The organism is Mesorhizobium huakuii (assembly GCF_030160235.1).
GTDB classification, from domain to species: Bacteria; Pseudomonadota; Alphaproteobacteria; order Rhizobiales; family Rhizobiaceae; genus Mesorhizobium; species Mesorhizobium huakuii.
On the sequence record NZ_BSNY01000054.1, the window covers coordinates 111,690 to 138,043 of the forward strand.

Annotated in this window: 27 protein-coding genes and 1 tRNA gene; 10 read left to right on the plus strand and 18 right to left on the minus strand. The window is 63.4% G+C overall.

Going from position 1 to position 26,354, the window contains the following annotated elements:
- Positions 1-32: 32 nt before the first annotated feature.
- Positions 33-662, minus strand: coding sequence for a J domain-containing protein (locus tag QQK95_RS28445; protein WP_019861454.1), 630 nt, complete (start codon positions 660-662; stop codon positions 33-35).
- Positions 663-821: 159 nt separating this feature from the next.
- On the opposite strand from QQK95_RS28445, the gene QQK95_RS28450 reads away from it, so the two are divergent.
- Positions 822-1,124, plus strand: a complete 303-nt coding sequence (locus tag QQK95_RS28450) for a BolA family protein (protein ID WP_284277764.1) — start codon at positions 822-824, stop codon at positions 1,122-1,124.
- A 41-nt stretch (positions 1,125-1,165) separates the two neighbouring features.
- Here QQK95_RS28450 and QQK95_RS28455 read toward each other — a convergent pair whose 3' ends face one another.
- The 5 genes from QQK95_RS28455 to QQK95_RS28475 form a co-directional block, all read right to left on the minus strand.
- The gene (locus tag QQK95_RS28455) at positions 1,166-2,719 is read right to left on the minus strand and encodes an acetolactate synthase large subunit (RefSeq protein WP_284277765.1); all 1,554 of its coding nucleotides are present in this window, start codon (positions 2,717-2,719) and stop codon (positions 1,166-1,168) included.
- 114 nt (positions 2,720-2,833) lie between these two features.
- Positions 2,834-3,634, minus strand: coding sequence for an alpha/beta hydrolase (locus QQK95_RS28460; protein ID WP_284277766.1), 801 nt, complete (start codon positions 3,632-3,634; stop codon positions 2,834-2,836).
- A gap of 85 nt (positions 3,635-3,719) precedes the next feature.
- On the minus strand, positions 3,720-4,604 hold the full coding sequence (locus QQK95_RS28465; RefSeq protein WP_284277767.1) for an HlyC/CorC family transporter: 885 nt from the start codon (positions 4,602-4,604) through the stop codon (positions 3,720-3,722).
- A gap of 1 nt (position 4,605) precedes the next feature.
- Entirely contained in the window at positions 4,606-5,742 is a 1,137-nt protein-coding gene (gene aroB / locus QQK95_RS28470; protein WP_284277768.1) for a 3-dehydroquinate synthase, read from the minus strand.
- Positions 5,739-6,350: a shikimate kinase gene (locus QQK95_RS28475; RefSeq protein WP_284277769.1), complete on the minus strand. Its 612-nt coding sequence runs from the start codon at positions 6,348-6,350 to the stop codon at positions 5,739-5,741. The genes aroB and QQK95_RS28475 overlap by 4 nt, the downstream gene beginning before the upstream one ends.
- A 211-nt stretch (positions 6,351-6,561) precedes the next feature.
- On the opposite strand from QQK95_RS28475, the gene QQK95_RS28480 reads away from it, so the two are divergent.
- The 5 genes from QQK95_RS28480 to QQK95_RS28500 all read left to right on the plus strand — a co-directional run bounded on the left by QQK95_RS28480 (position 6,562) and on the right by QQK95_RS28500 (position 10,526).
- The gene (locus QQK95_RS28480; RefSeq protein ID WP_019861463.1) at positions 6,562-6,714 is read left to right on the plus strand and encodes a hypothetical protein; all 153 of its coding nucleotides are present in this window, start codon (positions 6,562-6,564) and stop codon (positions 6,712-6,714) included.
- A 25-nt stretch (positions 6,715-6,739) separates the two neighbouring features.
- On the plus strand, positions 6,740-7,657 hold the full coding sequence (locus QQK95_RS28485; protein ID WP_284277770.1) for a site-specific tyrosine recombinase XerD: 918 nt from the start codon (positions 6,740-6,742) through the stop codon (positions 7,655-7,657).
- Positions 7,658-7,755: 98 nt separating this feature from the next.
- Positions 7,756-8,706 (plus strand): acetyl-CoA carboxylase carboxyltransferase subunit alpha, encoded by a 951-nt coding sequence (locus QQK95_RS28490; RefSeq protein ID WP_019861465.1) that lies wholly within the window; start codon positions 7,756-7,758, stop codon positions 8,704-8,706.
- Between the two features lie 240 nt (positions 8,707-8,946).
- Positions 8,947-10,278, plus strand: coding sequence for a L,D-transpeptidase family protein (locus QQK95_RS28495; protein ID WP_284277771.1), 1,332 nt, complete (start codon positions 8,947-8,949; stop codon positions 10,276-10,278).
- An 8-nt stretch (positions 10,279-10,286) separates the two neighbouring features.
- Entirely contained in the window at positions 10,287-10,526 is a 240-nt protein-coding gene (locus QQK95_RS28500; protein ID WP_284277772.1) for a sulfurtransferase TusA family protein, read from the plus strand.
- Positions 10,527-10,542: 16 nt separating this feature from the next.
- Here the strand turns inward: QQK95_RS28500 and QQK95_RS28505 are convergent, their stop codons facing one another.
- Together QQK95_RS28505 and QQK95_RS28510 are read right to left on the minus strand one after the other, a co-directional pair.
- Positions 10,543-11,658: a CobW family GTP-binding protein gene (locus QQK95_RS28505; protein ID WP_284277773.1), complete on the minus strand. Its 1,116-nt coding sequence runs from the start codon at positions 11,656-11,658 to the stop codon at positions 10,543-10,545.
- A 4-nt stretch (positions 11,659-11,662) separates the two neighbouring features.
- Positions 11,663-12,829 carry a D-alanyl-D-alanine carboxypeptidase family protein gene (locus tag QQK95_RS28510; protein ID WP_284277774.1) on the minus strand — a complete coding sequence of 389 codons (1,167 nt, stop codon included), beginning with the start codon at positions 12,827-12,829 and terminating at the stop codon, positions 11,663-11,665.
- Between the two features lie 253 nt (positions 12,830-13,082).
- Here QQK95_RS28510 and QQK95_RS28515 point away from each other — a divergent pair, with 253 nt between their 5' ends.
- From QQK95_RS28515 to QQK95_RS28525, 3 genes are all read left to right on the plus strand, one after another.
- The gene (locus QQK95_RS28515; protein ID WP_284277775.1) at positions 13,083-14,246 is read left to right on the plus strand and encodes a M20 aminoacylase family protein; all 1,164 of its coding nucleotides are present in this window, start codon (positions 13,083-13,085) and stop codon (positions 14,244-14,246) included.
- 84 nt (positions 14,247-14,330) lie between these two features.
- Positions 14,331-14,407: transfer RNA gene (locus QQK95_RS28520), tRNA-Arg, on the plus strand.
- Positions 14,408-14,524: 117 nt separating this feature from the next.
- Positions 14,525-15,085, plus strand: coding sequence for a cytochrome b (locus QQK95_RS28525; protein ID WP_284277792.1), 561 nt, complete (start codon positions 14,525-14,527; stop codon positions 15,083-15,085).
- A 34-nt stretch (positions 15,086-15,119) separates the two neighbouring features.
- On the opposite strand, the gene QQK95_RS28530 is transcribed toward QQK95_RS28525, so the two are convergent.
- Together QQK95_RS28530 and QQK95_RS28535 are read right to left on the minus strand one after the other, a co-directional pair.
- The gene (locus QQK95_RS28530; RefSeq protein ID WP_284277776.1) at positions 15,120-15,554 is read right to left on the minus strand and encodes a YqaA family protein; all 435 of its coding nucleotides are present in this window, start codon (positions 15,552-15,554) and stop codon (positions 15,120-15,122) included.
- A 6-nt stretch (positions 15,555-15,560) separates the two neighbouring features.
- Complete coding sequence (locus QQK95_RS28535) at positions 15,561-17,069, minus strand: multicopper oxidase family protein (RefSeq protein WP_284277777.1); 1,509 nt, start codon at positions 17,067-17,069, stop codon at positions 15,561-15,563.
- A 166-nt stretch (positions 17,070-17,235) separates the two neighbouring features.
- Between QQK95_RS28535 and QQK95_RS28540 the strand changes: the two genes are divergently transcribed.
- Positions 17,236-18,321 carry an ABC transporter ATP-binding protein gene (locus QQK95_RS28540; RefSeq protein WP_284277778.1) on the plus strand — a complete coding sequence of 362 codons (1,086 nt, stop codon included), beginning with the start codon at positions 17,236-17,238 and terminating at the stop codon, positions 18,319-18,321.
- 31 nt (positions 18,322-18,352) lie between these two features.
- Here QQK95_RS28540 and QQK95_RS28545 read toward each other — a convergent pair whose 3' ends face one another.
- The 8 genes from QQK95_RS28545 to QQK95_RS28580 form a co-directional block, all read right to left on the minus strand.
- The gene (locus tag QQK95_RS28545) at positions 18,353-19,195 is read right to left on the minus strand and encodes a carbohydrate ABC transporter permease (protein ID WP_127276611.1); all 843 of its coding nucleotides are present in this window, start codon (positions 19,193-19,195) and stop codon (positions 18,353-18,355) included.
- Entirely contained in the window at positions 19,192-20,076 is an 885-nt protein-coding gene (locus tag QQK95_RS28550; RefSeq protein ID WP_284277782.1) for a carbohydrate ABC transporter permease, read from the minus strand. The genes QQK95_RS28545 and QQK95_RS28550 overlap by 4 nt, the downstream gene beginning before the upstream one ends.
- A gap of 60 nt (positions 20,077-20,136) precedes the next feature.
- Entirely contained in the window at positions 20,137-21,411 is a 1,275-nt protein-coding gene (locus tag QQK95_RS28555) for an extracellular solute-binding protein (RefSeq protein WP_284277783.1), read from the minus strand.
- Positions 21,412-21,525: 114 nt separating this feature from the next.
- On the minus strand, positions 21,526-23,031 hold the full coding sequence (gene arfA, locus QQK95_RS28560) for an arabinosylfuranosidase ArfA (RefSeq protein WP_284277784.1): 1,506 nt from the start codon (positions 23,029-23,031) through the stop codon (positions 21,526-21,528).
- Positions 23,032-23,134: 103 nt separating this feature from the next.
- Positions 23,135-24,061 (minus strand): ArsR/SmtB family transcription factor, encoded by a 927-nt coding sequence (locus QQK95_RS28565; protein ID WP_284277785.1) that lies wholly within the window; start codon positions 24,059-24,061, stop codon positions 23,135-23,137.
- Between the two features lie 203 nt (positions 24,062-24,264).
- Positions 24,265-24,387, minus strand: a complete 123-nt coding sequence (locus QQK95_RS28570) for a hypothetical protein (RefSeq protein WP_284277786.1) — start codon at positions 24,385-24,387, stop codon at positions 24,265-24,267.
- An 8-nt stretch (positions 24,388-24,395) separates the two neighbouring features.
- Positions 24,396-24,896 (minus strand): aminoacyl-tRNA deacylase, encoded by a 501-nt coding sequence (locus QQK95_RS28575; protein WP_284277788.1) that lies wholly within the window; start codon positions 24,894-24,896, stop codon positions 24,396-24,398.
- Positions 24,893-26,287 carry a tryptophanase gene (locus tag QQK95_RS28580; RefSeq protein WP_284277793.1) on the minus strand — a complete coding sequence of 465 codons (1,395 nt, stop codon included), beginning with the start codon at positions 26,285-26,287 and terminating at the stop codon, positions 24,893-24,895. The genes QQK95_RS28575 and QQK95_RS28580 overlap by 4 nt, the downstream gene beginning before the upstream one ends.
- Between the last annotated feature and the right edge of the window lie 67 nt (positions 26,288-26,354).

Genomic DNA, 26,354 nt, shown 5'->3' on the forward strand with positions numbered 1-26,354 from the left:
AAGTTGGAAAGCGACACAAACCGTAGGGTCGCTCAGCACAGGCCCGCCTGTTTGAGCACGCGATAGGCCTGCAGCACATCGCGGAACCGGTCTTCCGAACCTCTGTCGCCACCATTCGCATCCGGATGATGACGTTTCACCAGTTCCTTATAGCGCGCCTTGATATCCTTGCCAGTCGCCTTTGTATCAAGGCCAAGCGTTTCCAGCGCCTTGGCCTCAAGCGGCTTGGCCTTGCGCTCGCGCGCCTCGCGCGGATCCTTCGGCCCCTTGAACAGGTCGAACGGGTCGCGCATCCGATTGTAATAGCCGGCGCGGCCGGAGCGCATCTGCGCCATATCGGGCGACGAACGTGTCGAGGCGCCGTTGACGCCCATCTTCCAGGTCGGCCGATGGCCGGTCATGGCTTCCTTCTGAAAGCGCGCGACCTCGGTGTCCGGCACGCCGGAGAAGTAGTTGAAGCCCTTGTTGTACTCGCGCACATGGTCGAAGCAGAAGCGGAAATACTCGCCCTCCTTCATGCGCCCGACCGGCGCACGATGGGTGCCCGGCTCCTTGCAGCCGTCCCACTGGCAGATCGGCGAGTGCGACTTCAGCTCCGCATCCTTCTCCGGGCGGATGCGAATCTTCTCGAAATATTTGGGATACGGCTTCATCTCACCCATTTATGGGGCGTTCGCAAATGCGAAACAAGAATTGACATTTTCGCGATCATCGCCCTAACCGCTGAATCGCGGCATAAAGCAGGCGAATGGCGGATTTAGTTGCGCAAGAGCGGCCCCCGGGGCTGGCGCGCCAGCCATATGTGGTGAACGGAGACGGCAATGTCCATACAGGCGACCATGGAAGACAAGCTCAACAAGGCATTTTCGCCGGAGCGGCTGGCCATCATCAACGAAAGCCATCTCCACGCCGGCCACCATCACCACGGTTCGGACCATCATGGCGCCTATGACGGCACCGGCGAGACGCATTTTCGTGTCCGCGTCGTCTCGTCCGCCTTTGCCGGCATGAGCCGCATCGACCGCCACCGCGCCGTCAACGAACTGCTGGCCGACGAACTGAAGGCGGGCGTTCACGCACTGGCGATCGAACCGTCGGCGCCCGGCGAAAAGACCCGCTGGTAGATCAGTCCGCGCTGCCCCACCGGGCTGCCTCTCCGGCGCGGTCAGATCACAGCTTCGATAAGGAACGGACCCCGCCGAGACAGGGCACTGTCCAGCAGCGCGTCGAACCGCTCGCATGTGTCGGCGCGAGCCGCCTCGACACCCATGCCCTTGGCCAGCGAAACCCAGTCCAGTGCGGGATGGTCGAGGTCAAGCATGCGCCTGGCGTTCTCGCCGATCGCGTTGACGCCAACATTCTTCATCTCGCCATGCAGGATCGCGTAGGTGCGGTTGGAAAACACGATCGTCACCACGTCGAGATTTTCCCGCGCCTGCGTCCACAGGCCCTGCACCGTGTACATGCCGCTGCCATCGGCCTCCAGATTGATCACCTTGCGGTCGGGACAGGCGATCGCCGCTCCTGTCGCCATCGGGATGCCGCCGCCGATCGATCCGCCGGTGCCCATCATGTAGTCGTGCGGCGCGGCAAAGGCCGACAGCGCGAAGAAACGTCGTGCCGAAGTGACCGCTTCGTCGCAGACGATCGCATTGTCCGGCAGCTTGCGCGCCACCGACAGTGCGATGGCATCCTCCGTCAGCCCGCCGCCCGGCGCAGCCTCGTCGGGAAAAGCGGTTGCGAAGTCGGCCTGTTGCGACGGCTTGACGCCAAGTTCGTCGCGAAGCGCTTCCAGCGCCGCATGCAGATCATCGCCATGAGCAGCGAGCGTCAGCACCTGGCAGTCGTCGCGCACAAGCCGTCCCGGCTTTCCCGGATAGGCGAAGAAGGCGACCGGCTCCTTGCCGCCGACCAGCACAAGAACATCGATATCCCCGAGCAGCGCTGTCGCCGCGTCGATCGGGTAGGGAATACGTGTCGGCGCGACGCGCCCACGCCCGCGTTGCATCCGCGCGATCAGGACCTCGCCTAACAGGCGGACATCGCAGGCCGTCGAAATCTGGCCGGCGATCTTAAGCGCATCGGCGCGCGCCGCCCGGCCACGAACGATCATGCCGACACGGCCCGGAGCCGCACGGATCGCCGCGGCGGTCGCGCGCACGGCGTCCATGTCGACCGCAGGCGGCGGCGGAAGGACGATCTTGCCCGGCGAGGCCGGGCCAGCATCGCCCCACGCCGCATCCGCCGGCAGGACCAGCGTCGTGACGCCCGGCGGCGTCAGCGAGGCGCGGACGGCCGCCTCCGTGGCCGGCTGGACATCTTCTGGCCCCGCGATGCGGCGCACCCAGTTGGACATCGGCGCCGCCAGGCCTTCGATGTCGCTGGTGAGCGGCGCGTCGAGCGGCAGATGGTAGGAGGCGTGGTCGCCGACAATGTTGATCATCGGGCTGAACGCACGCCGGGCATTGTGCATGTTGGCCAGCCCATTGGCCAGGCCAGGGCCGGTGTGCAGCAAAGTCGCGGCCGGGCGGTCGGTCATGCGCGCATAGCCGTCGGCCGCACCTGTCACCACGCCCTCGAACAGGCCGAGCACGCAGCGCATCCCGGGCTTGCGGTCGAGCGCGGCGACGAAATGCATTTCGGAAGTACCGGGGTTGGCGAAGCAGACCGTCACATCATTGGCCAGCAGCACGTCGCACAGGACATCGGCGCCATTCATGCAATTTTTCTCCCAATCATCAGGAGCAATTGCACCTATGGACGTCCGCCCGGCAATATCCCGCGACCACCTTTGGCATGATCCAGTTACAGGTACAGGGCGAGCCGAAGTCGATCAGCCGACCGTCGATTTCAGGAAGGCCAGGGCGGCAGCGGTCAGCGCGTCGCCATCCCTGCCGAAATCGCGGTTGATCGACATATGCGTATAGGCGCTGCCGTCGAACAGCGTGACCTCGGTGCCAGTGGCACGCAGGCGCTCGGCGAAGGCTTTCGACTCCTCGCCACGGCCAGATGCTCCCGAATACGCGATGAAGGTCGGCGGGTGCTTGCGGCCATCGACATAGCTGGCGGGCGACAGTGCCGCCCATTGCGAAGGGTCGGAAAAGACCCGCGCATAGGCCCGCACCATGCCGCCATTCTTCTCCAGCGCCGTAAGATCATAGGCCCTGGTGTCGTCCAGAAGCAGCCCGGCGACGCCGGGCAGCCCGCCGCGCATGCCGGTCAATGCGATCAGATGGCAGCCCGCGGAATGGCCCATGCCGACAATGCGCTTGGGGTCGCCACCATGCTTGGCGATGTTAGCGCTGACATAGGCATAGGCCTTTTCCACGTCATTGGCCTGGGTGGCGACATCGGCCTCAGGCAGCATGCGGTAGTCGATGGAGACGAAGCAGAATCCGTTGGCGAGCAGGAAGGCCGGCTTGGCGCCCACCTGGCTGCGCTTGCCGAACTCCCAGGCCCCGCCATGGACGAAGAAGACCACAGGCAGCCCACTCGCCCCATCGGGCGCATAGATGTCGAGCTTGGCCGGGCCGTAGTCGAGAGTTTTGGGAGATGGCGACGACTGGCGCGCGAACGTCGCGGCCGGCACAAAAGCCGCCATCGAAGCCAGAAGCAGGGTTCGCCGATCGATCATCATCTTCTCCTGACTGCCCGGCGCAAAATGCATCGGGGCGTCGCGAAGTTCCAGTGAAGGATCGGTAACGTGGCCGAAAGTGGCGCTACGCGACGGGCCTGATCCTCAGCCTGGCAATGCGGTTCTTGTCGCGCTTCATGACGATGAAGCGCTTGCCGTGGAAGGTAAAAGCCTGCTTTTCCTCGGGGATCGACTGCGCCTCGTGGATGACGAGGCCGGCAATCGTGGTCGCCTCCTCGTCCGGCAGGTTCCAGTCGAGCGCCCGGTTCAGGTCGCGGATCGGGACATTGCCGTCGACGACGACGGAGCCGTCGGCCTCCTGCTTGACGCCCTGGATATCGACATCGTGCTCGTCGGCGATCTCGCCGACGATCTCCTCGATGATGTCCTCCAGCGTCACCAGCCCTTCGACCTCGCCATACTCGTCGACGACGACGGCGAAATGCGCCTTGCGGCGCAGGAAGGCGTTGAGCTGTTCCTGCAAGGTCGTGGTGTCGGGCACGAACCAGGGTTTCGAGGCGATCTTCATCACGTCGATCTTGGAAAAATCATTGCCGACTTCGTTCAGCGCGCGCAGCAGATCCTTGGCATGCAGCACGCCGACAATGTTGTCGAGCGAGCCCTTCCACAGCGGCATGCGGGTGTGCGGGCTCTGCAGGATCTCGCGCACCACTGCTTCCGGCGCATTGTCGGCATTGACCGAGCGCATGTTGGTGCGGTGGACCATGATGTCGGAGACTTCGAGCTCCTCGAGATCGAACAGGCCGCCGATACGGTCGCGATCCTCGCGCACCACCTGGCCGTCGCGGCGGAAATCGTCGACCGCGCCGCGCAACTCGGCCTCACTCGAACGTTGCGGCTCGATGCGCGACAGCTCGTAGCCGAACATGGCGAGAAGGCGCGTGCGCACGGCAACGAGCAGCAGGATGAGGATGGCAAGGACGGCGACGACGATCCAGCCATTGTCCATTTCAGCCGGCTTTCCGGCTGGCTGGGTGGTTTTCCCTCAGAAACGACAGCACTTCCGAAGCCGGAACGTCCTTGGCGATGAAAGCCTGGCCGATGCCCCGCGTCAGGATGAAGGTCAGCGCGCCGCGCGACACCTTCTTGTCCTGGGTAATGAAGGAAAGCAGCGCCTCGGCATCGGGCAATTCACCCGGAATATCGGACATCCGCCACGGCAGGCCGACGGCGCGCAGATGCGTCTCGACGCGCGCCGCGTCGTCGGGGCTCGCCAGATTGAGCCGCGAGGAGAAGCGGTGCGCAAGCGCCATGCCGATGGCGACCCCCTCGCCATGGACGAGCCGGGCGCCGTCATACTGCGTGGCGGCTTCAAGCGCATGGCCGAATGTGTGGCCGAGATTGAGCAATGCCCGGTCGCCGGTCTCGAACTCGTCGCGCGCGACGACATCGGCCTTGGCGCGACAGGCCTCGGCAATCGCCTGCGCTCGCTCCGGCCCGCCGGCGAACACCTTTTGCCAGTTCGCCTCAAGCCATGCGAAAAGCTCCGGCCGGTCGATCAGCCCGTACTTGGCGAGTTCAGCATAGCCGGCGCGGAATTCGCGGATCGGCAGCGTGTCGAGCACTTCCGTGTCGGCCAGCACCAGTTTCGGCTGCAGAAAGACACCGACAAGGTTCTTGCCGCGCGGGCTGTTGATGCCCGTCTTCCCACCCACAGAGGAATCGACCTGCGCCAGCAGCGAGGTCGGGATCTGCACGAAATTCATGCCGCGCCGCACGATGCCGGCGGCAAAACCGGTGAGATCGCCGATGACGCCACCGCCCAGCGCGACGACAACGTCGCCACGCTCCAGCCTAGCGGCCAGAATCCCATCGACCACCTCTTCGAGATGGGCAAAGCTCTTGGTCTTCTCGCCGGGCGGCATCGTGATGACGGTGGGTTGGATGCCGCCCTTCTCGAGCCCTGCCTTCAGCGTATCGAGATGCGCGGCGGCGACATTCTCGTCGGTGACGACAGCGGCGCGCGTACCCGGCAGGCGGCGTGAAATCTCCTCGCCCGCGCGCGACAAAAGGCCGGAGCCGATCAATATGTCGTAGGCCCGGTCGCCAAGGCCCACTTCGACGGTGACTGGCTTGTCCACGCTCACGATTCGATCTCGCCCGTCGCTGCAATTTCATCGATGCCGAAATGCCGGCACAGCGCGTCCAGCACCTCGGCGGCGATGACCTCCTTGCGGTCGTCGCGGGTCGGCACGGTGACATCTGATGTCGCGTAGACCGGATAGCGCTCGCCCATCAGCCGCTCCAGCACGGCGCGGGGATCGGCACTTTTCAACAGCGGCCGGTTCTGCTTCTTCGAAACCCGGTCCATCAGAAGGTCGAGTTCGGCCTTCAGCCACACCGAGACGCCATGCGCGGCGATAGCCTCGCGCGTCTGCGCGTTCATGAAGGCGCCGCCGCCGGTCGAAAGCACCTGCGGGCCATTTTCAAGCACGCGCAGGATGACGCGCTGTTCCAGGGCCCTGAACTCGGTCTCGCCATAGCGTTCGAACAGTTCCGGCACGGTCATGCGCGAGACGCTTTCGATCTCCTGGTCGCTGTCGATGAAAGGCAGCGAAAGCATCGTCGCCACCTTGCGGCCGATCGCCGTCTTGCCGGCGCCCATCAGGCCGACAAAGACGATGGACCGGTTTTCCAGCCGGCCAAGCAGCGCGGCGTAGGTCTCGCCCGGAGGATTTGCCTGGTGCGCGTTCATCAGCTGTTTCTTGGACCCTCTTTGCCGGCGTATCGACATGAAAAGCCGGTTTGCGTCAAGCGTGCCCGATAGAGGCAAGCCTATATCGGGCGGAGGATGCCTGCATCAGAAGTTGCTGACAGGCCTCCGCTTCTTCCTTGAATTGGCCGGATTGGCGTCCCATAAGGGCACAGGGTTTGGAAACGCAGAACAAGAAGACGGGCGAAAATTGATGCCGACACTGTTTCGCTTTGTCGTGATCCTCGCGATTCTGGCCGGCATTGCCTATGGTACGATGTTCGCACTGGTCATGTTCGTCGAGCCCAAAAAAGCCGAGATGAGCGTGCGCATCCCGCCCGAAAAGCTGAACCCCAAGAAAAACTGACCCGAAAGAAAACTGATCCCTGAGGATGAACAGCGCCGCCCGCATCGAGGCCTTCCTGGAAATGATGAGCGCCGAGCGCGGCGCTGCTGAAAACACGCTGTCCTCCTACCGCCGCGACCTCGAAGACGCTTCGAGCGGGATCGATGGCGGGCTTGCCGGTGCTGGTGCCGCCGATATCCGCGCCTATCTCGACGACATCGCAGCGCGCGGCTTCGCGCCGACCTCGCAGGCGCGAAAACTCTCGGCGATCCGCCAGTTCTTCAAATTCCTCTACGCCGAGGGCCTGCGTACCGATGACCCGACCGGTACGCTGGACAGCCCGAAAAAGGGCCGGCCGCTGCCCAAGACGATGAGCGAGGCCGAGACCGGCCGGTTGATCGACCGCGCCGCGCAGGAAGCCGGCGACGCCGGGCTCGGCTACAGCGACAGGCTGGCCGCGCTGCGCCTGCATGCGCTGGTCGAGGTGCTCTACGCCACGGGGCTGCGCGTTTCCGAGCTGGTCGGCCTGCCGGTGACGGTTGCGCAGCGCGACGATCGTTTCTTCATGGTGCGCGGCAAGGGCGACAAGGAGCGCATGGTGCCGCTGTCGGCCAAGGCGCGGGTGGCGATGCGCGCCTGGCTCGCCGCCCGATCCGGGGTGCCCGCCTTCGCCGAAAGCCCGTTCCTGTTTCCGGCAGCGTCCGACAGCGGCTATCTCTCGCGCCAGGTCTTTGCCCGCGACCTGAAAGGGCTGGCGGCGCGGGCCGGCATCGCCTCAGCGAAGATCTCGCCGCATGTGCTGCGCCATGCTTTCGCCAGCCATCTCTTGCAGAACGGCGCCGATCTCAGGGCGGTGCAGCAGTTGCTCGGCCATGCCGACATATCGACGACACAGATTTACACCCATGTGCTGGAGGAGCGGCTGGTGCGGCTGGTCAACGATCATCATCCGCTTGCCGACTAGGCCTCATATCGCTATGTGAGGACGACATTTCACCGCCGGGAGCCTTGGTTTCAAGGGTTCCGCAGTCCTTGCCTTCCGACGTATCGGTCCGCTCAAGCATGTACAATTACCTCGATTTCGAAAAGCCGGTGCAGGATCTCGAGCTCAAGATCCTCGAGCTAAAGAAGCTTGCCGAGAATGGCGAAGCGGTCGATGTCGCCGATGAGATCACCAGGCTCGAGAAGCGCTCGCGCGACGCGCTGCGCGATCTCTACAAGGCGCTGACGCCCTGGCAGAAGGTGCAGGTGGCCCGCCATTCCGACAGGCCGCACTGCGTCGACTACATCAAGGGCCTGTTCAGCGACTTCACGCCGCTCGCCGGCGACCGCAATTTCGGCGAGGACCAGGCGATCGTCGGCGGCTTTGCCCGCTTCCGCGGCGAGCCTGTCGCCATCATCGGCCAGGAGAAGGGCTCGGACACGACCAGCCGCCTGAGGCACAATTTCGGTTCGGTGCGCCCGGAAGGCTACCGCAAGGCGGTGCGGCTGATGGAACTGGCCGACCGCTTCAAGATCCCGCTGTTGACCCTGGTCGACACAGCGGGTGCCTATCCCGGCGTCGGCGCCGAGGAGCGCGGCCAGGCCGAAGCCATTGCGCGCTCGACCTCGGCCTGCCTTGCGCTGAAAGTGCCGTCGATCTCCGTGGTCATCGGCGAAGGCGGTTCGGGCGGCGCCATCGCGATCGCCACCGCCAACCGCGTCTACATGCTCGAACACGCCATCTATTCGGTGATTTCGCCTGAGGGTGCGGCCTCGATCCTGTGGCGCGACACCACGCGCTCCAAGGATGCGGCGACCAACATGAAGATCACCGCGCAGGATCTTCTGGAACTGAAGATCATCGACGCCATCATCCCCGAGCCGATGGGCGGCGCCCAGCGCGCGCCTGAAACTGTGATTGCCGCGACCGGCGACCTCATTGCCAAGACGATGAAGGAATTCGCCGGCGCCAACACCGACTTCCGCGAACAGCGCCGCGAGAAATACCTGGCGATGGGCCGCAGCCTCTGACGGCCCTCTGACGGCGGACAAGGCCATCGAAAGCGTCGCACCGACGGCAATGTGGCGGCAATGAGCAATTTCGCCACAAAAATGCCGCCGGATTCGCGTCAATGAAATTGCCGTGAGGGGTTGGTCGAGCTTGCGGTAAGGAATTTTCAAGGTTAACGGGCTTACGGTCCGTCGGTGTTCAGCATACGGGCTCGGCAGTTTCGAAGCCATTGGCCCGAGGGAAAAGACATAGCCGTATCCATGTTTACCAAGCTCGCCCGCACCGGAGTCCTCGTCGCCTCGATAGCCGTCGCCGGCTGCAATGATTCGTCGATGAAGGACTTTGCCCCGGAAGCCAACAAGCCGCTGCCGGACAAGATCCTGGCCGACATGAAGGCCAAGGGCATGGTGCGCACCTCCTCGGTGATGGCGCGCATCTTCAAGGAAGAAGGCAAGCTCGAGATCTGGAAGGCCAAGACCAACGGCCGCTACGACATGGTGGCGAGCTACGACATCTGCAAATGGTCGGGCAAGCTCGGTCCCAAATATACCGAGGGCGACCGCCAGGCGCCTGAGGGGTTCTACACGGTCCGCCCGTCGCAGATGAATCCGCGCTCCAACTACCATCTGTCCTTCAACATCGGCTTTCCCAACGCCTATGACCGCGCCAATGGCCGCACCGGCCAGAACCTGATGGTGCATGGCGCCTGTTCGTCCTCGGGCTGCTATTCGATGACCGACGCGCAGATCGAGCAGATCTATGCCTTCGGCCGCGACGCCTTCCAGGGCGGACAGACCGAGTTCCAGGTCCAGGCCTTTCCGTTCCGCATGACCGCCGCCAACATGGCGCGCTATCGCAACGACCCGAACTACGAGTTCTGGAAGATGCTGAAGGTCGGCTACGACAATTTCGAGGTCACCAAGGTGCCGCCGAAGGTCGATGTCTGCGAGAAGCGCTACGTCTTCAACCAGGTCGCCGCCGATGGCCAGACATTCGATCCGACCGGACCATGCCCGGCAACCACGCAGCCGGATTCGCTGAAGAGCGCCTACAACGCCTATCAGAGCACCTATGACGCGGCCTTCAACAGCGCGCTCAAGGCAAGCGTGCCGCCGCCTAAGCCGACCATCGCCGGCGTCAAGGAAGCCAGCATCGTCTCCGACTGGTCGAAGCGCCGGGCGCGCGGCGAGCGCGTGCCGATCGATCCGCCTTCGCTCAATTCCGACGGCTCGGTGACCGAGACGGCGCGCATGGGCCGCATCGATTCGCCCGCCGGCCGCAAGATGGCGGCACTGGACGCCGAAAAGGCCGCCAAGCAGAAGGCCGAGGAGCAGAGGCTGGCCGCCATAGAGGCCGCCAAGCAAGCCAAGGAAGCCGCAAAGGCGCAGGCGCTGGCCGAAAAGGAAGCGGCCAAGGCACAAGCCGTGGCGGCAAAGGAAGCAGCCAAGGCCGCCAAGGAAGCCCCAGTCTCAACCGCCACCATAGCCGCCCCGACGGGGACCGCGCCGGAAGCCGAAACGCAGGCAGCGAGCGCCGACGAGAGCCGGGTGACAAAGCTGAAGAACAAGCTGCTCGGCATGTTCGGCGGCTGAGCCTGGTGTTGGCCGCGGATACCGCTATCTACGACCTCAAGGGCCTGAACTGCCCGCTTCCCGTGCTCAAGGCGAAAAAACGCCTGGCCGGAATGAAGCCGGGCAGCCGGCTCTGGCTCGAAACCACCGACCCGCTCGCCGTCATCGATATTCCCGCCTTTTGCGCGGACGCCGGCCACCAGCTGATTGAAACGGCGGCTATGTCAGGCGGCCATCGATTCCTGGTCGAGCGCGGCGAGACCGTCTGAATTTCGACGCGAGACACTATCTTCCGGCGATCGCCAGCGGATTGTTCTCCAGCGCCGCGCGGTCGGGTGTGTCGATCGACGGCCGGTTGGTGAAGGCGGCGAACAGCCGGCGCACATAGTCTTCCGGCATGTCGAGCGTGATCAGCACCAGCCGCGTGCCGCGCTGGCCGTCCGGCCAGGCGGGCAGCCTTGCCGGCGGATGCAGGATCTTCTGCACGCCGTGAATGACCAGCGGCCGTGACGGATCTTCGCCGAGTTCGATCACGCCCTTCATGCGCAGCAGCTTCTCGCCATGCGTCGAACGCAGAAGGTCGAGGAACATTTCTATCGCCGAAAACGGCACTGGACCGTCATGGACCAGCGAATAGGAGCGCACACGGGAATCGTGGCGATGGCCATGATCATGATCATGATCGTGGCCATGCCCGTGGTCATGACCGTCATGATGATGGTCATGCGCCGCTTCCTCGCCGAGCCAGCGGCGCACGTCGGCGGATTTGGTGGCGGGATTGTAGAGGCCGCAATCAAACAGCGCCGCCACGCCGGTCGTTGAATTGCCGGCATCGAGCAGTTCAGCGCCCGGATTGATCTGCCGCAGGCGCGCCCGCAGCGTTTCGAGATCGCCGGCATCGGTCACCAGGTCGGTCTTGCTCAGCACGATGCGATCGGCGACGGCGACCTGCTTGACCGCCTCCACATGGGCGTCGAGCGTGGCACTGCCGTTGACCGCGTCGACCAGGGTGATGACGCCGTCGAGCCGGAAAGCCTGGACGAGCGCCGGATGCGCCATGATCGACTGCAGCACCGGCGCCGGGTCGGCCAGCCCCGTGGTCTCGACGATGACGCGGGCAAGACGGGCGATACGGCCGGTCTGCAGCCGGTCGACCAGATCGGCCAGCGTATCGACCAACTCGCCGCGCACGGTGCAGCACAGGCAGCCGTCGGAAAGCTGGATGATGCCGTCGGAAGCCTGCTCGACCAGCAGATGGTCGATCGCCACCTCGCCATATTCGTTGATGATGACCGCCGTGTCGGCCAGCGCCGGGTCTTTCAGCAGCCGGTTGAGCAGCGTCGTCTTGCCGGCGCCGAGGAAGCCGGTCAGCACCGAGACAGGGATCGGGAACCCATTCATCGGGTTAGTTCGCGACCTTGACCGGCTGGTCGCCTTGCGCCGCGGAACCGGCAACGGCCGGACCGGCGCCGGTCGGCGCCGGCCGATCGGGCCGCCAGCTCGGGATCGGCACGTCGGCGTATTCCTGGCCGCCCTGGTCGAGCATCGCCTTGGGCGCCGGGCCTGTGGCGCCGCCGAGGCCGACGGCAACCAGCGTCGGCACATGGTCGAGCTTTTCCTGATAGGGCGACTTCGGCGCATCCTTGGCGGCGGCCGCAGGCGGCGCCTCGGACTGCTCTTCCGTCGTCTTCTTCTTGCAGACCTCGTCATGCATGTCGTTGGGCGAGACCGTGTCGCCATAGGGCGCCAGCGTCGCGACGGTGGCCGAACCGGCGGTGGGCGTGTCAAAGCCCTGGTCGAGCAGCTTTGCCGCTGTCTCGGCACGGCTGACCGCCGACTTCTCGCCAAGCACGACCGCGACCAGCGTGCGGCCGTTGCGCGTCGCCGAACCGATCATGTTGAAGCCGGAAGGGCAGACGAAGCCCGTCTTCATGCCATCGGCGCCGGGATAGCGGCCGATCAGGAGATTGTAGTTCGCAATGGCCTTCTTGCCGACCGCGAGGCCTTCGATCGAGAACCACGGCGCATATTGCGGGAACTCGCGGCGGATCGCCATCACCAGGACCGAAAGGTCGCGCGCCGTCGTGTACTGGTCGGGCGAGTAGAGGCCGTTCGGATTGACGAAATGCGTGCCGTTCATGCCGAGCCGTGCCGCCTCGGCATTCATCCTTTCGGCGAAGGCGGCCTGCGAGCCGCCGACATTCTCGCCGACCGCCATGGCGATGTCATTGGCCGATTTGACCAGCATCATCTTCAGCGCATTGTCGAGCCGCATGACCGAGCCCGGCTTGAAGCCCATCTTGCTTGGCGGCTCGCCGGCGGAGTGCTTGGTCACCTTGATCGGCGAATCGAGCTGAACCTCGCCGGCCGCGATCGCCCGGAAAGTCACATAGGCGGTCATCAGCTTGCTCAGCGACGCAGGATACCAGCGCTTGAAGGCATCCTGGTGTTGCAGGATCTGGCCGTTCTTCAGGTCGAAGACAACCACCGGATTGGCCAGCGCAGACCCAGCCAGGACCGACAACATGATTGCGCCAGCCGGGAATAGTTTGAGGAAATGCCTGTGCCGCATGATCTAATCCGAAATCGCCTCTTGCCCTGATTGCCCCTGGCTCCGTAAGATTTCGTTACGCGACCGCCAGCAGAATAGGTCCGACCCTCAAAACGGACCGCATCGGTGCGGTGCTATTTACCCTATGTGACGCCAACATGGCAAAGTGCCTGACAATCACAATTCCAAAAACCCGGGCACAATTGCAAAACCCCGGGCACAATTGCAAAACACCAGGCTGAAGCCGGCTGCTCCAACAACGAATGGAACCATCATGCCAATCCTGAACCGCGCCGCTGAAATGCAGGACGAAGTTGCCGGCTGGCGCCGGCACCTGCACCAGACGCCCGAGCTGAACTTCGATGTCTTCAAGACGGCGGCTTTCGTCACCGAGAAGCTGAAGGAGTTCGGTTGCGACGATGTGGTCACTGGCCTCGGCAAGACCGGCGTCGTCGGCATCATCCGCGGCCGCAAGGGCGAAGGCACCACCATCGGCCTGCGCGCCGACATGGATGCGCTGCCGCTCAACGAGATATCAGGCAAGCCCTACGCGTCGACCGTTCCCGGCAAGATGCACGCCTGTGGCCATGACGGCCACACCGCGATGCTTTTGGGTGCCGCGAAATACCTCGCCGAGACACGCAACTTTGCCGGCTCCGTGGCGGTGATCTTCCAGCCGGCGGAGGAAGGCGGCGGCGGCGGCAACGAGATGGTCAAGGACGGCATGATGGAGCGCTTCGACATCTCCAAAGTGTTCGGCATGCACAACATGCCGGGCCTGCCCGTCGGCCAGTTCGCCATACGTCCGGGCCCGATCATGGCGGCGACGGCCGAATTCACCATCACCGTGAAAGGCCGGGGCGGCCATGCCGCGATGCCGCACGGCACGATCGACCCGATCGTCATCACCAGCCAGTTGGTCGGCGCGCTGCAGACGATCGCCTCGCGCAGCACCGATCCGGTCGAGGCCGTGGTGGTGTCGGTGACCAAGTTCCATGCCGGCGATGCCTACAACATCATCCCGGAATCGGCCGAGATCGCCGGCACCGTGCGCACCTTGCGCAAGGAGATCGCCAAGAAATCCGAAGAACGCATCCGCACCATCTGCGACGGCCTGGCGACCGCTTTCGGCGCCAAGATCGAGGTCGACTACCAGGCAAATTACCCCGTGACCTTCAACCATGCCGAAGAGACGGTATTTGCCAGCGATATCGCGGCCAATGTCGCCGGCGACGCCCAGGTCCACCGCGGCATCCAGCCGGTGATGGGCGGCGAGGATTTCTCCTACATGCTGGAAGCCCGCCCCGGCGCCTTCATCTTCATCGGCAATGGCGACACCGCCGGCCTTCACAACCCGGCCTACGATTTCAACGACGAGGCCATCCCGCACGGCATGAGCTACTGGGTGAAGCTGGCGGAAACCGCGCTGGCCGCCTGATGAGCATCGCACAAGAGGCCGGCCGATTGCAAACGGCCGGCCTCTTGGCGAAACGGTCCGAAGCGGCTATGTGTCGGGCCGCGTGGTCCCGTAGCTCAGTAGGATAGAGCGGCAGATTCCTAATCTGTAGGTCACAGGTTCGATTCCTGTCGGGATCACCATGCATTTTCAAGTGCTTGGCGAAAAAGTACCGTACCTCTTACCGAAACCAGACCCGTTGGAGAGAACGAAGACATCACGCCCTCATGCGCACCCATGATAGACATCGGGCCGCGAAGATGAGCGGGAAACCTCGCTTGCATTGGCATTTCGGCATTCGTCTGCTGCATTGGCTGACCGTGGCGGCGCTCGCGGCGCAAATCGCCATTGCCTTCGGGCCGATGCGGGGGCCGGGCATGACGATGATGAACTGGCTGCCGCTTCACATGTCGATCGGCGTTACGATCCTGGCCATTATCGTCCTAAGGCTCTTCTGGCGCGCCTTAACCCAGGCTCCTGCCAGGCCAACTTCACGATTCCTGCGGTTTGCGACGACTTTCTTCCACATATTTCTCTACGTCACGATCATCGCCGTCTTGGTAACGGGATGGCTGGGCTACCGGCCAATGCCTTTCATGCCCCCCGCGCGGCTTTTTGGAACCTTGCCCGTGCCGCTGGCGCCATCCGTTGGCGTGCTGTCGGCAAGGGGTTTTGCGTTCGTGCATCAGAAGCTGGCCTGGATCATGCTTGGACTTGTCGGCATTCACGTCCTGGCTGCCATGGGACATTTGATGCTGCTGCGCGACGGCGTCATGCGAAGCATGGTCTTCGGCCGGCCGAAAACGGCCTCGCGCGACTGAAAATGCTGCTTTGGTCGACGTTGTGGACGATGGCTCACGCCGTCGCCCACAACCCTGCCGCGACGATCACCGCATAGCGTGCAGCCTTGCCGGTTGCGACAAGAGCGACGAACACGCCGAGATTCACGCGTGCAGCGCCCGCGGCAAGGGTGAGAGCATCTCCCACGACCGGCAGCCAGGCAAACAACAGTGTCCATTCGCCAAAGCGCCGGAACGTTCGGCATGCCTGCTCATAGCGATCCCCCGTGACGGGAAACCAGCGCCTGTTGCGCAGCCCGTCAATGCCACGCCCCAGAACCCAGTTCACCACGGAGCCGAGCGTGTTGCCGATCGTCGCCACCACAAGGAGCAGCCAAGGGTCACCGCGACCCGAGACGATCAGGCCGGCGAGCACCGCCTCCGACGAAACCGGCACGACGGTTGCGGCGAGGAAAGCGCTGAGGAACAGTGCGCCATAGAGCCCCGCCACGCCGGACTATGCCTGCACGTCGACGACGCCCATCATGCCGAGCTGCTCATGCTCGAGGATGTGGCAGTGATACATCCTCGGCCCCGGCCGGTCCTGCCGCAGCAGCAGCCTTACCGTCTCTCCGCGCGCGACATTGACGGTGTCCTTCCAGGCGCGATAGGCCGGCTTTGATATGTTGCCGCCGCGTTCGTGCTCGATCACCTGGAACTGCGTCCCATGCACATGGAATGGATGATCCATGTCCGCCTCGTTGACGATCTCCCAGAGTTCGACCTGACCAGCCTTGGCGACGACGTCGATGCGCTTCATGTCGAAGGCGGCACCGTTGATCAGGAACCCCATTTCCATGCCGCTGGCGTTCATGGCCATGGTTTCGGTGAAGACAAAGCGGCGGCTGACGGCCGGAGCGCCGAGTTGCGCGATCGGCCGCAGCCGGTCGGGCAGTGGCGGAACAGGGTCCGCCTCGGTCTGCGAGACATTGACCGTCAGCAGCGTCAGCCCGGCATCGGCTGGTCGGCCGGGACCCATCCAGCCGCGGTCATAGTCCAGCGTGGCAAGCGAGGCCGCGCCGGGCTTGTCGAAAGACACGACCAGTTCAAGCCGTTCCGCCGGGCTGAGCAGGATGTCGCCGGCAGCCACCGGGGCCTCCAGCAGGCCGCCATCCGTTCCGATGATCGTCATCGCCGCACCGTCGAAGGAGAGCCGCAAGAAGCGCGCGTTGGTCGCATTGTAGAGCCGGAAGCGCCGCTTCGCGCCAAAGGGCACCGTCAGTGTGGGATTCTTCTGGCCGTTGACCAGCACATGGTCGCCGACGCGCCCGTTCATCAGGTCCGTCATCGTGTTGTCGGGCAAGGTGCCATCGGCCGCGAGGCGCAGGTCGGTGAACACCAGTACTGTATCGCCATAGGCGGCCGGGATCGGATCGGCCTTCGGCTTGACCACGAACACGCCAGCCAGGCCGCGATAGACCTGTTCGGCGGTCTTGCCGTGCGGATGCGGGTGATACCAATAGGAGCCGGCGCTGCCTTCCGGCAGATCGAAACTGTAGGTGCGATCGGTGCCGGCGGCGACCGGGTCCATGGGGTTGCCGTCCTGATCGGCCGGCACCGGCATGCCGTGCCAGTGGATGGTGCTTGCCTCGTTGTCGATCCTGTTGGCGAAGGTGATCTCGACGCGGTCGCCCTCGACTGCCTCGATCAGCGGCCCGGGGCTGGTGCCGTTGTAGGCGAGGATCGGCGTGTCCAGTCCCTCCGCAAAACGCGCCGTGGCGGACCCGGCCGTCAGCGTCGCCTTGAACCGGCCCGGCCCGGTGGCTTCGTTCGCCAGCAGGGGCAATTCGCGCAACACCTCGCCCTCGGGCAGAACGACCGTGCCTTGCGGCGCGGCGCCCATGTCGTGGCCCGCGTGACCGCCCATATCCATGCCCGGCATGTCGTCCATCTGCATCTGCGCAACGGCGCGCCCGCCCACAAGAACCGTCGCAAGACCTGCCGCCAGAAAACCTCGCCGATGCATCTTTCGTTTCCTCGACCAGTCGTTGAACACCAAGGGTGCCCCCAGGAGACTGCCGATGCCCGGCCAGGTCAATGCGGCGTTTGGGCCGGCTGACCGGTTCGCGGCCCATAGTTCCTTGACATCGGGTATTTATCCGAAATTATGTAGGAAAGAAGGGATCGCAAGCATGACGGGAATCGCGCTTTCGGGCGTATCAAAGCACTTTGGCGCAGTCGAAGTGATCCGCGACGTGAGCCTGGACATCGAGCCAGGAGAGCTGGTCGTGTTTCTCGGTCCGTCCGGTTCGGGCAAGACGACGCTGCTGCGCATGATCGCCGGCCTCGAAAGCATCGACCAGGGCACGCTGACGATCGACGGGGTGCGCTCGGAGAACCTCGCGCCGGGCAGGCGCAACGTCGCGATGGTCTTTCAGAACTATGCGCTTTACCCGCATATGACCGTCGCGGAGAACATGGCCTTTGGGCTGAAGAACATTCGGGTCGCGCCGGATGTCATACGCCAACGGATCGCCGAGGCTGCGCGCATCCTGGAGATCGAAGCGCTGCTCCAACGGCGGCCGTCGCAGCTCTCCGGCGGGCAGCGCCAGCGCGTGGCCATCGGGCGTGCGATCGTCAAGGAGCCCAAGGCATTCCTGTTCGACGAGCCACTCTCCAATCTGGACGCGGCACTTCGAGCCCGTACGCGCGTCGAGCTTGCCGAACTGCATCAGCGTTTGAAGTCGACGATGATCTACGTCACCCACGACCAGGTGGAGGCGATGACGCTCGCCGACCGCATTGTAATCCTCAACAATTGCCGGATAGAACAGATGGGAAGACCCGTCGATGTCTATGCACGTCCGGCGTCGCGATTCGTCGCGACCTTCGTCGGATCTCCGGCGATGAACATTCTGCCTGTCACGGTTTCTGGCTCGGGCGACAGGCTCAATGCGCGCTTGACTGACGGATCGCTGGTCGAACTTCCCGGCGCGCCGGTCAACAGGGATTGGCACGAACTCGGCGTGCGGCCGGAATCGCTGACGGTCGTCGCCGAGGGCAATGAAACATCCGCGACGGCCACGGTTGTCGAGCGCCTTGGCGAGCGAACGCTTGTCTACGCGCGGCTCGCGGATGGGACGCAGGTGACTGCACAGGATCGCGGGCTTTCGAGCGTCAAACCGGGCGACGCCGTTCGGCTGAAGTTCGACACCACGGCCCTGCATCTCTTCGCCGCGGACGGATCGGCCTGGCACGCGTCCGCTGACGGGGCCTGAACCCACCGAGCTTGATTCTACCCGACGCGTTTTAGCCCTTGATACCTGCCGAGAGCGTTATCGCCTCGGTTACCCGGCGCTGGAAGAAGAGGTAGGCCAGTGCCACCGGCAGGCCGGCCAGTACGGCTGCCGACAGCTGGCGCGCGTAGTAGACGCCGAAGGCGTCGTTGACCTGCGTGATGCCGACGGTGATCGTCATCATCTCGGTGCGGGTCACCGAGAGGAAGGGCCACAAGAACGCATTCCATGTCCAGATGAAGCAGACGATCGACAGCGCCGTCGTCACCCCCCAGTTCATTGGCATGTAGATCTTGAAGAGGATCCCGAATTCAGACGCATTGTCCATGACCGCGGCCTCGCGGAAGTCCTTCGGGACCTGATCGAAGAACTGCTTGTACACGATGATGATGACGGGGTGGATAAGCTGCGGCAACATGATTCCGGCCCAGCTGTTGAGCAGGCCAAGGTTGGCGACCAGCACGAAATGATTGATGATCAGCGCCGAAGTCGGCACCATGAATGAGGCAAGGATCAGCCACCATAGCGCGATCCGCCCCGGGAACCGCAATTGCGAGATCGCGTAGCCGCACAGCATCGAGATGAAGATGGTGATGACCGTTACGCCGACCGCGACCGCCACCGAATTGACGTACCACGCGCCGATCTGTGTGGTGGTCAGGGCGCTGACGTAGTTCTCCAGCGTCGGCGTCTCGGGCCAGAGTTCGATGTAAGGCCGCACGACCTCGTCGTCCGGTTTGAGCGACGAGATCACCCCCCAATAGAGCGGGAACGCCCACAGGATGGCCCAGACGAGCGTCAGTGCCGTGATGATCCCGCCCCAGAAGTTCCAGCGTTGCGCGGCCACGGCGTTCATCGGCGCCGTCTTTCGGCGAACCTGAGCAGTTGGAATTGCAGGACCGAGACGACGACCACAAGCACGAAGAGGGTGACGGCGACAGCCGCCGCCCTGCCCCCCTGGTTCTGCTGGAAGGCCTTCTGGAAGACGTAGTAGACGAGCACCATATTGTCGTTCGGCCGGCCGCCGATCGAAAACAGATAGACCTGGTCGAAGATCTTGAGCTGCAGGATGAGCTGGATGGTGAATACCAGCGAGGTGATCGGCCACAGCAGCGGCCAGGTGATGCGCCGGAACGTCGTCCATCGCGTCGAGTTATCGAGCGCGGCGGCTTCGTAGATCTCCGCTGGTATGGACCGCAGCCCGGCGAGGAAGAGCAGGATCGAGAAGCCCGCGGTCCACCAGATCGTCACCCCGGCCACCGCCGGCAGGAACCAGACGCGCGACTTGAAGACCGGCACGCGCGGGATCCCGAGCCAATCCAGCACATGCATCGCGATCCCGAACTGGAAATTCAGCGTCCAGTCCCAGATCAGATAGACCACGGACACCGGCAGGATATAGGGCAGGAAGAACAGCGCCAGCACGATCGACTGGAACCGGCCCTTGAGACGTGACACGCCAAGCGCGATCAGCAGGGCGATGAATGTCCCGGGGACGACCGTCATCAGCACGAAGTAAGCGGTGTTCCAGACCGCGCGCCGGAACATGGGGTCGTTGTCGAGCCGCAGGTAGTTGTCGAGACCAACCCACTGGCCCGCGCCGATCAGCGGCGCATCGGTGAAGGAGATGCGAAACATCTGGACCGTCGGATAGACGAACGCCAGCAGGTAGATCGCCAGGAAGGGAGCGACCAGCACCAGCGCGACAAGACGTTCAGTGCGGGAGTTGCGAAGCATGGCTCTTTCCCTAGACATGGTTGGGGCCGCCCTGGGCAGGGCGGTCCCAGCCTTTGAGCCCTACATGCTGTTCAGCTCTTCCTTGATGGATTTCACCGCCTCCCCCGGGTCCATCTCGCCGTTGAGGGTCGGCACGAAATAGTTGGACATGATGTCGAAGATCGGCCCGGCGACACCGGCCTTGGGCGACTTCGGATCGAAGATCATGTTTGCCGTCAGCGTCGAGTAGGTCGCATTGGGCTGCATTGCCTTGTATTCGGCCGACTCTGTGACAGGCTTGTAGGCCGGGATGTGGCCTGCCGTGGCCCAGAACAGCGAGTGCTTGTCCATCCATGAGATCACCTCGAGAACGGCGGCACGCTTGTCCGGGCTGATCTCCTTGCCCTTATTCTTCGGGATTGCGAACGAGTGGCTGTCCGCATAGGTGCATGGCTTGTCGAAGATCACCGGTATCTCAACGGCGCCCCAGTCGAACAGCTTGCCTTGCTTGGCGAGGTCGGTCATCGTGGGAACCTCCCAGACACCGTTGATCATCATTGCGGCCTTGCCCGAGGTGAACAGGGCGACGGTTGCGGGATAGTCCGTATAGGTCGACTGCAACCCGGCCTTCGTCCACCCTTGCAGAACTGTCAACGCATTCGCCAGCTTCTTGCCGTTGTCGCCGGCGAGGAACTCGTTGCCCGTCAGAAGCTCGCCGCCTTGCTGGCACACCAGCGAGTAAATGGTGCGGTACATGAAGTTGCCGTCGGCGGTGACGCTGCCCAAGGGGAACTCGACGCCGGCATCCTTCAGCTTCTGCAGTGTCGCGGTGAATTCCTCCTTGTTTTTCATGCCCAGGGGACGGCCGTCGTCGCCGAGCACGCCTGCCTTCTTCAGGAGGACGCGATTGTAGTACAGGACGATCGGATGGGTATCGAGCGGCACTGCGTATTGCTTGCCGTCGACCGTCACGGCGCCCATCGTCGTCTGGGCGAAATCCGAGGCCGAGAGGCCCATCCTGCTCATGTCGTCGGCGGTGATTTCTTGGAGAATATCCTGGCTCACCGCCAAGGGGATGCGGCTGGCATGATAGGTCATGACGTCTGGCGCCTCACCGACCGCGGCCGAGGTCTGCACCTTCGCGTAGAAGGGCGTGCCCCACTCCAGCGTCGTGGCGTCGATCTTGATCTTTCCGGCGTGGGCGGCGTTGAAGTCGGAGATCATCTGCTTCATGCGCACACCGTCGCCGCCGCCGAGGAAATCCCACCATGCGACGGTTTCTTCGGCCTGGGCCGCGACGGCCCAAAATCCTCCGGCCGCAACCACCGCTATGGCCATCATCCTGCGAAAGTTCATCTCAGCTTCCTCCCGAGTACGGCGGTTAGATCCGCCTTGAACGTGTCAATGCTACACCAAACCGAACCGCCTGCAACGGATTTTACGGTATGTATCTGATAGTCGGATATTAACTCACAATGTCACACGCACCATCGAGTAGGAGTGCGGTGGCAAGTTCAGCGTCATTCCCTTGCTGCTGAGCGCTGCCCCCTTGCCTTTGACCGGCGATACGTTGTCCGGCGCGTCCTTCGTGTTGCAGGCCTCGAGATCGTCGTGACGGATGATCGTGTGCTCGATGGACTTGGCGGCGAACCTCTCGAGGGCGATTTCGGCCTCGATCGTCTCGGACCCGTGCCGGTTGATTGCGAAGAAGGTCAGCGCGCCTGCGTTCGAATCGTGTACGCCTGCAATGTCGAGCCACGGCACCTTGTCGGCCGCGGCCGCGTCATAGGTAGGCACCTCGACCGCGAGCTGCAGCGCGGTGCCGCGGCCGTGCCTGGAGGCCAGCATGAAAGGCCAGTAGATCGTCTGCCGCCAGGCGCTGCCGCCGGGATCGGTCATGATCGGCGCGATAACGTTCACCAGCTGCGCGATGCAGGCGATGCGAACAACATCCGACCGGCGGATGAAGGTATTGAGGATGCAGCCGACCTGCAGCACGTCCTCGAAATTGTAGATGTCTTCCAGAAGCCTGGGCGCTTCCGGCCAGTCCCAGCCGCGCATGCGCTCGGCGTCCTGCTTGCGCTGGTGGTACCAGACGTTCCACTCGTCGAAGGAGATCTTCACGTCCCGCTTAGAGCGGGTCTTGGCCTTCACGTAGTCGATGATGCCCGCGACCGTGCCGATGTAGCGGTCGAGCTTGGCCGGAAGAGCGAGATATTCGGCCGTATTCTTCTCGTAATTCTCGAAATACATGTGAAGGGAGATGTAGTCGACCTGCTCGTAGGTCGCTTCCAGCACGGTCGCTTCCCACTGCGGATAGGTCGGCATATTGGAATGCGACGAGCCGCACACGACCAGTTCCACCGTCGGGTCGAGGCCGCGCAGCGCCTTGGCGGTCTCGTTGGCCAGATGGCCGTATTCGCTGGCCGACTTGTGGCCGACCTGCCAGGGGCCGTCCATTTCATTGCCGAGACACCACAGGCGGCAGTTCCAGGGTTGCGCGCGTCCGTTCTTGGCCCTGAGGTCGGACCAGTAGCTGCCGCCCGGGTGGTTGACGTATTCAACGAAGGCCCGCGCCTCGTCGAGGCCGCGGGAGCCGAGATTGACCGCAAGCATCATCTCGGTGCCGGCTTTTTCGGCCCAGCCGGCGAATTCGTGGATGCCGACAAGGTTCGGCTCCGTGGTGCGCCAGGCAAGATCGAGCCGCCGCGGGCGGTTCTCCTTTGGGCCTATGCCGTCTTCCCAATTGTAGGCGGACACGAAATTGCCACCCGGGTAACGGCAGATCGGCGTGTCGAGCGCACGCACCAGCTCGATCACGTCCTTGCGCATCCCCTCGGCGTCCGCTTGCGGATGTCCGGGCTCGTAGATGCCCGTGTAGACCGCCCGGCCAAGATGTTCGAGAAACGAGCCGTAAAGGCGTTTGTCGATATCCGCGACGGCATAGGCCGCGTTCGCCGTGACTCTGGCCTTCATGATTCCTCCACTGCGGATTATCAATCCGACTTTCCGATTTATATCCGGGTCATGGATCAGTTAAGGGCGGAGTCCATCCGTCCGTCAAGGGTCTAGTATGCCCTCAGGCCTTCAGCAGGCGCAGAACGATGTCGTTGCTGTAATTGCCGAAGCCGCTGCCGAAGATGTTTATGCCGCCGGGGTGACGCGCATCTTCCTTCACGCCGATTCGTATCCGGATCGAGCGATGCCGCTCGAGCTCAAGGTCAGCCAGCGAGCATTTGGAAACCTTGTCGTTGTTGCGATAGGTGCCGTTGCTCGTGACGCGCCAGTGTGCGAGGTCGCCATACTGCGATCCGGCCAGCTTCCACCAGCCGGGCGTATGCTTGCCGCGCTTGTCGCCATAGTCGGCTGGCGCCGTCCAGGTATCGATCTCGTGTCCGTTGATCGCGACCGTGATGTCCGATGGCCAATCCTTCGATGTGCCCGGCACCTCCGACGAAAGCTCCATTGCCAGCTCCAGCCCGCCGACCTTGGCATTGGCAAGCGTCGCATTGTTGGGAAACTGGTATTCGACGAAACCGCGCGTGAACCACAGCAGTCCGGCCCGCATACGGTCAGGATCGAGGAAGGTGTCGGGAACATCGAGAAGTCCGATGACGCCGTCCTTTGAACACAGGCCGCAGGGAGCGGAGACTTCGCATCTTGTGTAAAGTCCAAGCGGCATCGCCACTTCTATGACGCCGAGATCCTGCGCCGGGGTGCGGTCCTTGAAGACGACAACCAGCTCGGAGAAGGTCGAATAGCAGACCTTCTGGCTTCCCTTGCGCGCCTTCTGAGACTTCGTCTCGATCAAACCGACATCGACAAGAACCTGGATGTTTGCGGAAATCGTCGATTGCGGAAGACCCAGTTCCTCGGCCACTTGATTGACGTTTTTCGGCCCCTTGCGGTGCAGCAGGTCGAGAATCCGGACCCGAACCTCGCTCGCGAGGCTCTTCAGCAAATCGAGCCGCTCAAGCGGATCGACAACCATGATTTCAGTCGACATATGGCCCCGCACTCGTCACACGGGTTATGTATCAGCAGATCAGATACAAATAAAGCCAGGGCGCTGTAAATCGAATCGCCTGGTCCCCGCCACTTGAGGCGTCGGGAAGATGCAACGTGGGGAAAACGCGCGCAGGCAATCCACAGTCACGCTCGGGAAAGCAGTGCCAGCCATCCGTCGACGGATTGCCGTCTGCCGCCGGATCAGTATCCGAGCAGATTCACCGCCGCACGGACCACGCCGAAGACACCGAGCCCAACCAACGCGATGGCGGCAATCCTGATCGTCACCGGTCCCTCGGAGAGCCTGATGCGCGGCCAGTGCATCGCCGCTCTCAGCCCACGGCAGGGCCGGGCTGGGTTGCGGCACCCGCCGGCTTCGACAGGTCCGCCACCGCCGCCTGGGCGATCCGCATCAGTTCGGAGAGCGCGATCACCAGGGTCGCGGTGTTGCGGCCCGTGCCGCAGACGACCTCCGTCAACTCAAGGACGTTGTGGTCGATGAACACGCGCGCTCCGTTGATCGGCAGCGGAACGACGCCGCCGATTTCCAGATCGAGCCTGTCCTTTACGTATTCCGGCTCGGCCATGCGTAAGTCGGCCCGCCGTTCTCCGATCGCGCCGGCGATCTTCTTGTAGTCGGCGCGCTCCGCTGCCCGCAGGGCGACGATCGCAAGACTGTCGTCGGCGCAGCGAAAGACCAGGCTCTTGACCATGTTTCGGGGGTCGTGCGGCAGAATCTCCTTGGCGTCCTCGAACGAGATCAGCGGCCGGTGCGTCACCACGGAGAACGTCGCCCCCCGCTCCTCGAGATAGCGCTTGACCAGCGGGCTCATGCGTCGACCAGTTCCTTCCTAGGTGCCGCCGGGGCCGGTTCCGCCCAACGAAAGCGCGCCGTGAAATGCCGCAAGACCGGAGGCTCATACTCGAAGTCGAGTCCTCCGATGCTTTTCGCACGTGCCGCGACCGCGATCAGTGCGTCGGCGATATAGTCCATATGATCGTTGGTGTAGACACGGCGCGGAATGGTGAGGCGCAACAATTCGAGAGGCGACGCTTCCTGCTTGCCGGTTTGTGGATCACGCCCCAGCATCAGCGAGCCGATCTCCACCGCGCGCACGCCGGCCTCTAGATAGAGTTCGCACGCGAGCGCGTGTGCCGGAAACTGCTCGGGCCGCACATGTGGAAGGACGGCCGCGCCATCAACGAACACCGCATGTCCGCCGGTCGGATACTGGATCGGCACGCCGGCGTCTCGCAGCCTTTCGCCGAGATAGGCGACCTGGCCGATGCGATAGGCGAGATAGTCGCTTTCGACCGCCTCTTCGAGCCCGATCGCGACCGCCTCCATGTCGCGCCCGGCCAAACCGCCATAGGTGATGAAACCCTCCATGGGGACGCACCGGGTCTGGACGGCGCGAAACAGATCTTCGTCCTGGCGAAAGGCGCAGAAGCCGCCAATGTTCACCAATCCGTCCTTCTTCGCCGACAGGGTCAGCATGTCGCCATAGCACATCATCTCCCGCACGATGTCGCGGATCGAGCGCTCGGCATAGCCGGTTTCCCGCTGCTTGATGAACCAGGCATTCTCGGCAAAGCGCGTGGCGTCGATGATCATCGGGATGCCCATTTCCCGCGCATATCCGGAAACGGTGCGCAGATTGGCCATCGACATCGGCTGGCCGCCGGCGCTGTTGCAGGTGATGGTGGCGATGATGCCGGCGACGTTCTGGCGGCCGTGGATTTCGATCGCATGAAGCAGTTCCGCCAGATCGAAATTCCCCTTCCAGTCGTCGTGCCTGGCCGTATCGAGGGCGGATTTGGTCAGCACGTTGATCGCTTTCGCACCGGCGATCTCGACATGCGCCTTCGTCGTGTCGAAATGGTAGTTCGACAGGAAGACCGGCGTCGCCGAGCCGCGCCGCTTGACCATTTCCGGGAACAGGATCTGTTCCGCGCCGCGTCCCTGATGGGTCGGAATGGTATAGGGATAGCCGAACAGCCGTTCGACGGTTTCGGCCAGCCGGTAGTAGTTGCGGCTGCCGGCATAGGCCTCGTCGCCGAGCATCTGGCCAGCCCATTGGCGATCGCTCATCGCGCCGGTGCCGCTGTCGGTGAGGAGATCGATATAGACATCCTCGCTGCGCAACAGGAACGGGTTGAGCCCGGCTGCCCGCAGCGCGGCTTCGCGGTACGGTCGTTCGGTCATGCGGATCGGCTCGACCATCTTGATCCTGACCCAACTTGAACAGTTGGACGTGAACGGATAGCGAACACTGTCCGTTAAGCCATTG

Coding starts and splice junctions, on each gene's coding strand:
- QQK95_RS28575 (WP_284277788.1), bottom strand. CDS start 24,896: ATGAGCCCGCTGGTCAAGCGCTATCTCGAGGAGCGGGGGGCGACGTTC.
- QQK95_RS28515 (WP_284277775.1), top strand. CDS start 13,083: ATGCCAATCCTGAACCGCGCCGCTGAAATGCAGGACGAAGTTGCCGGC.
- QQK95_RS28455 (WP_284277765.1), bottom strand. CDS start 2,719: ATGAATGGCGCCGATGTCCTGTGCGACGTGCTGCTGGCCAATGATGTG.
- QQK95_RS28555 (WP_284277783.1), bottom strand. CDS start 21,411: ATGAACTTTCGCAGGATGATGGCCATAGCGGTGGTTGCGGCCGGAGGA.
- QQK95_RS28480 (WP_019861463.1), top strand. CDS start 6,562: ATGCCGACACTGTTTCGCTTTGTCGTGATCCTCGCGATTCTGGCCGGC.
- QQK95_RS28450 (WP_284277764.1), top strand. CDS start 822: ATGTCCATACAGGCGACCATGGAAGACAAGCTCAACAAGGCATTTTCG.
- QQK95_RS28535 (WP_284277777.1), bottom strand. CDS start 17,069: ATGCATCGGCGAGGTTTTCTGGCGGCAGGTCTTGCGACGGTTCTTGTG.
- QQK95_RS28485 (WP_284277770.1), top strand. CDS start 6,740: ATGAACAGCGCCGCCCGCATCGAGGCCTTCCTGGAAATGATGAGCGCC.
- QQK95_RS28465 (WP_284277767.1), bottom strand. CDS start 4,604: ATGGACAATGGCTGGATCGTCGTCGCCGTCCTTGCCATCCTCATCCTG.
- QQK95_RS28570 (WP_284277786.1), bottom strand. CDS start 24,387: ATGCACTGGCCGCGCATCAGGCTCTCCGAGGGACCGGTGACGATCAGG.
- QQK95_RS28495 (WP_284277771.1), top strand. CDS start 8,947: ATGTTTACCAAGCTCGCCCGCACCGGAGTCCTCGTCGCCTCGATAGCC.
- QQK95_RS28475 (WP_284277769.1), bottom strand. CDS start 6,350: ATGAACGCGCACCAGGCAAATCCTCCGGGCGAGACCTACGCCGCGCTG.
- QQK95_RS28540 (WP_284277778.1), top strand. CDS start 17,236: ATGACGGGAATCGCGCTTTCGGGCGTATCAAAGCACTTTGGCGCAGTC.
- QQK95_RS28565 (WP_284277785.1), bottom strand. CDS start 24,061: ATGTCGACTGAAATCATGGTTGTCGATCCGCTTGAGCGGCTCGATTTG.
- QQK95_RS28580 (WP_284277793.1), bottom strand. CDS start 26,287: ATGGTCGAGCCGATCCGCATGACCGAACGACCGTACCGCGAAGCCGCG.
- QQK95_RS28460 (WP_284277766.1), bottom strand. CDS start 3,634: ATGATCGATCGGCGAACCCTGCTTCTGGCTTCGATGGCGGCTTTTGTG.
- QQK95_RS28445 (WP_019861454.1), bottom strand. CDS start 662: ATGGGTGAGATGAAGCCGTATCCCAAATATTTCGAGAAGATTCGCATC.
- QQK95_RS28490 (WP_019861465.1), top strand. CDS start 7,756: ATGTACAATTACCTCGATTTCGAAAAGCCGGTGCAGGATCTCGAGCTC.
- QQK95_RS28525 (WP_284277792.1), top strand. CDS start 14,525: ATGAGCGGGAAACCTCGCTTGCATTGGCATTTCGGCATTCGTCTGCTG.
- QQK95_RS28550 (WP_284277782.1), bottom strand. CDS start 20,076: ATGCTTCGCAACTCCCGCACTGAACGTCTTGTCGCGCTGGTGCTGGTC.
- QQK95_RS28505 (WP_284277773.1), bottom strand. CDS start 11,658: ATGAATGGGTTCCCGATCCCTGTCTCGGTGCTGACCGGCTTCCTCGGC.
- QQK95_RS28545 (WP_127276611.1), bottom strand. CDS start 19,195: ATGAACGCCGTGGCCGCGCAACGCTGGAACTTCTGGGGCGGGATCATC.
- arfA (WP_284277784.1), bottom strand. CDS start 23,031: ATGAAGGCCAGAGTCACGGCGAACGCGGCCTATGCCGTCGCGGATATC.
- QQK95_RS28510 (WP_284277774.1), bottom strand. CDS start 12,829: ATGCGGCACAGGCATTTCCTCAAACTATTCCCGGCTGGCGCAATCATG.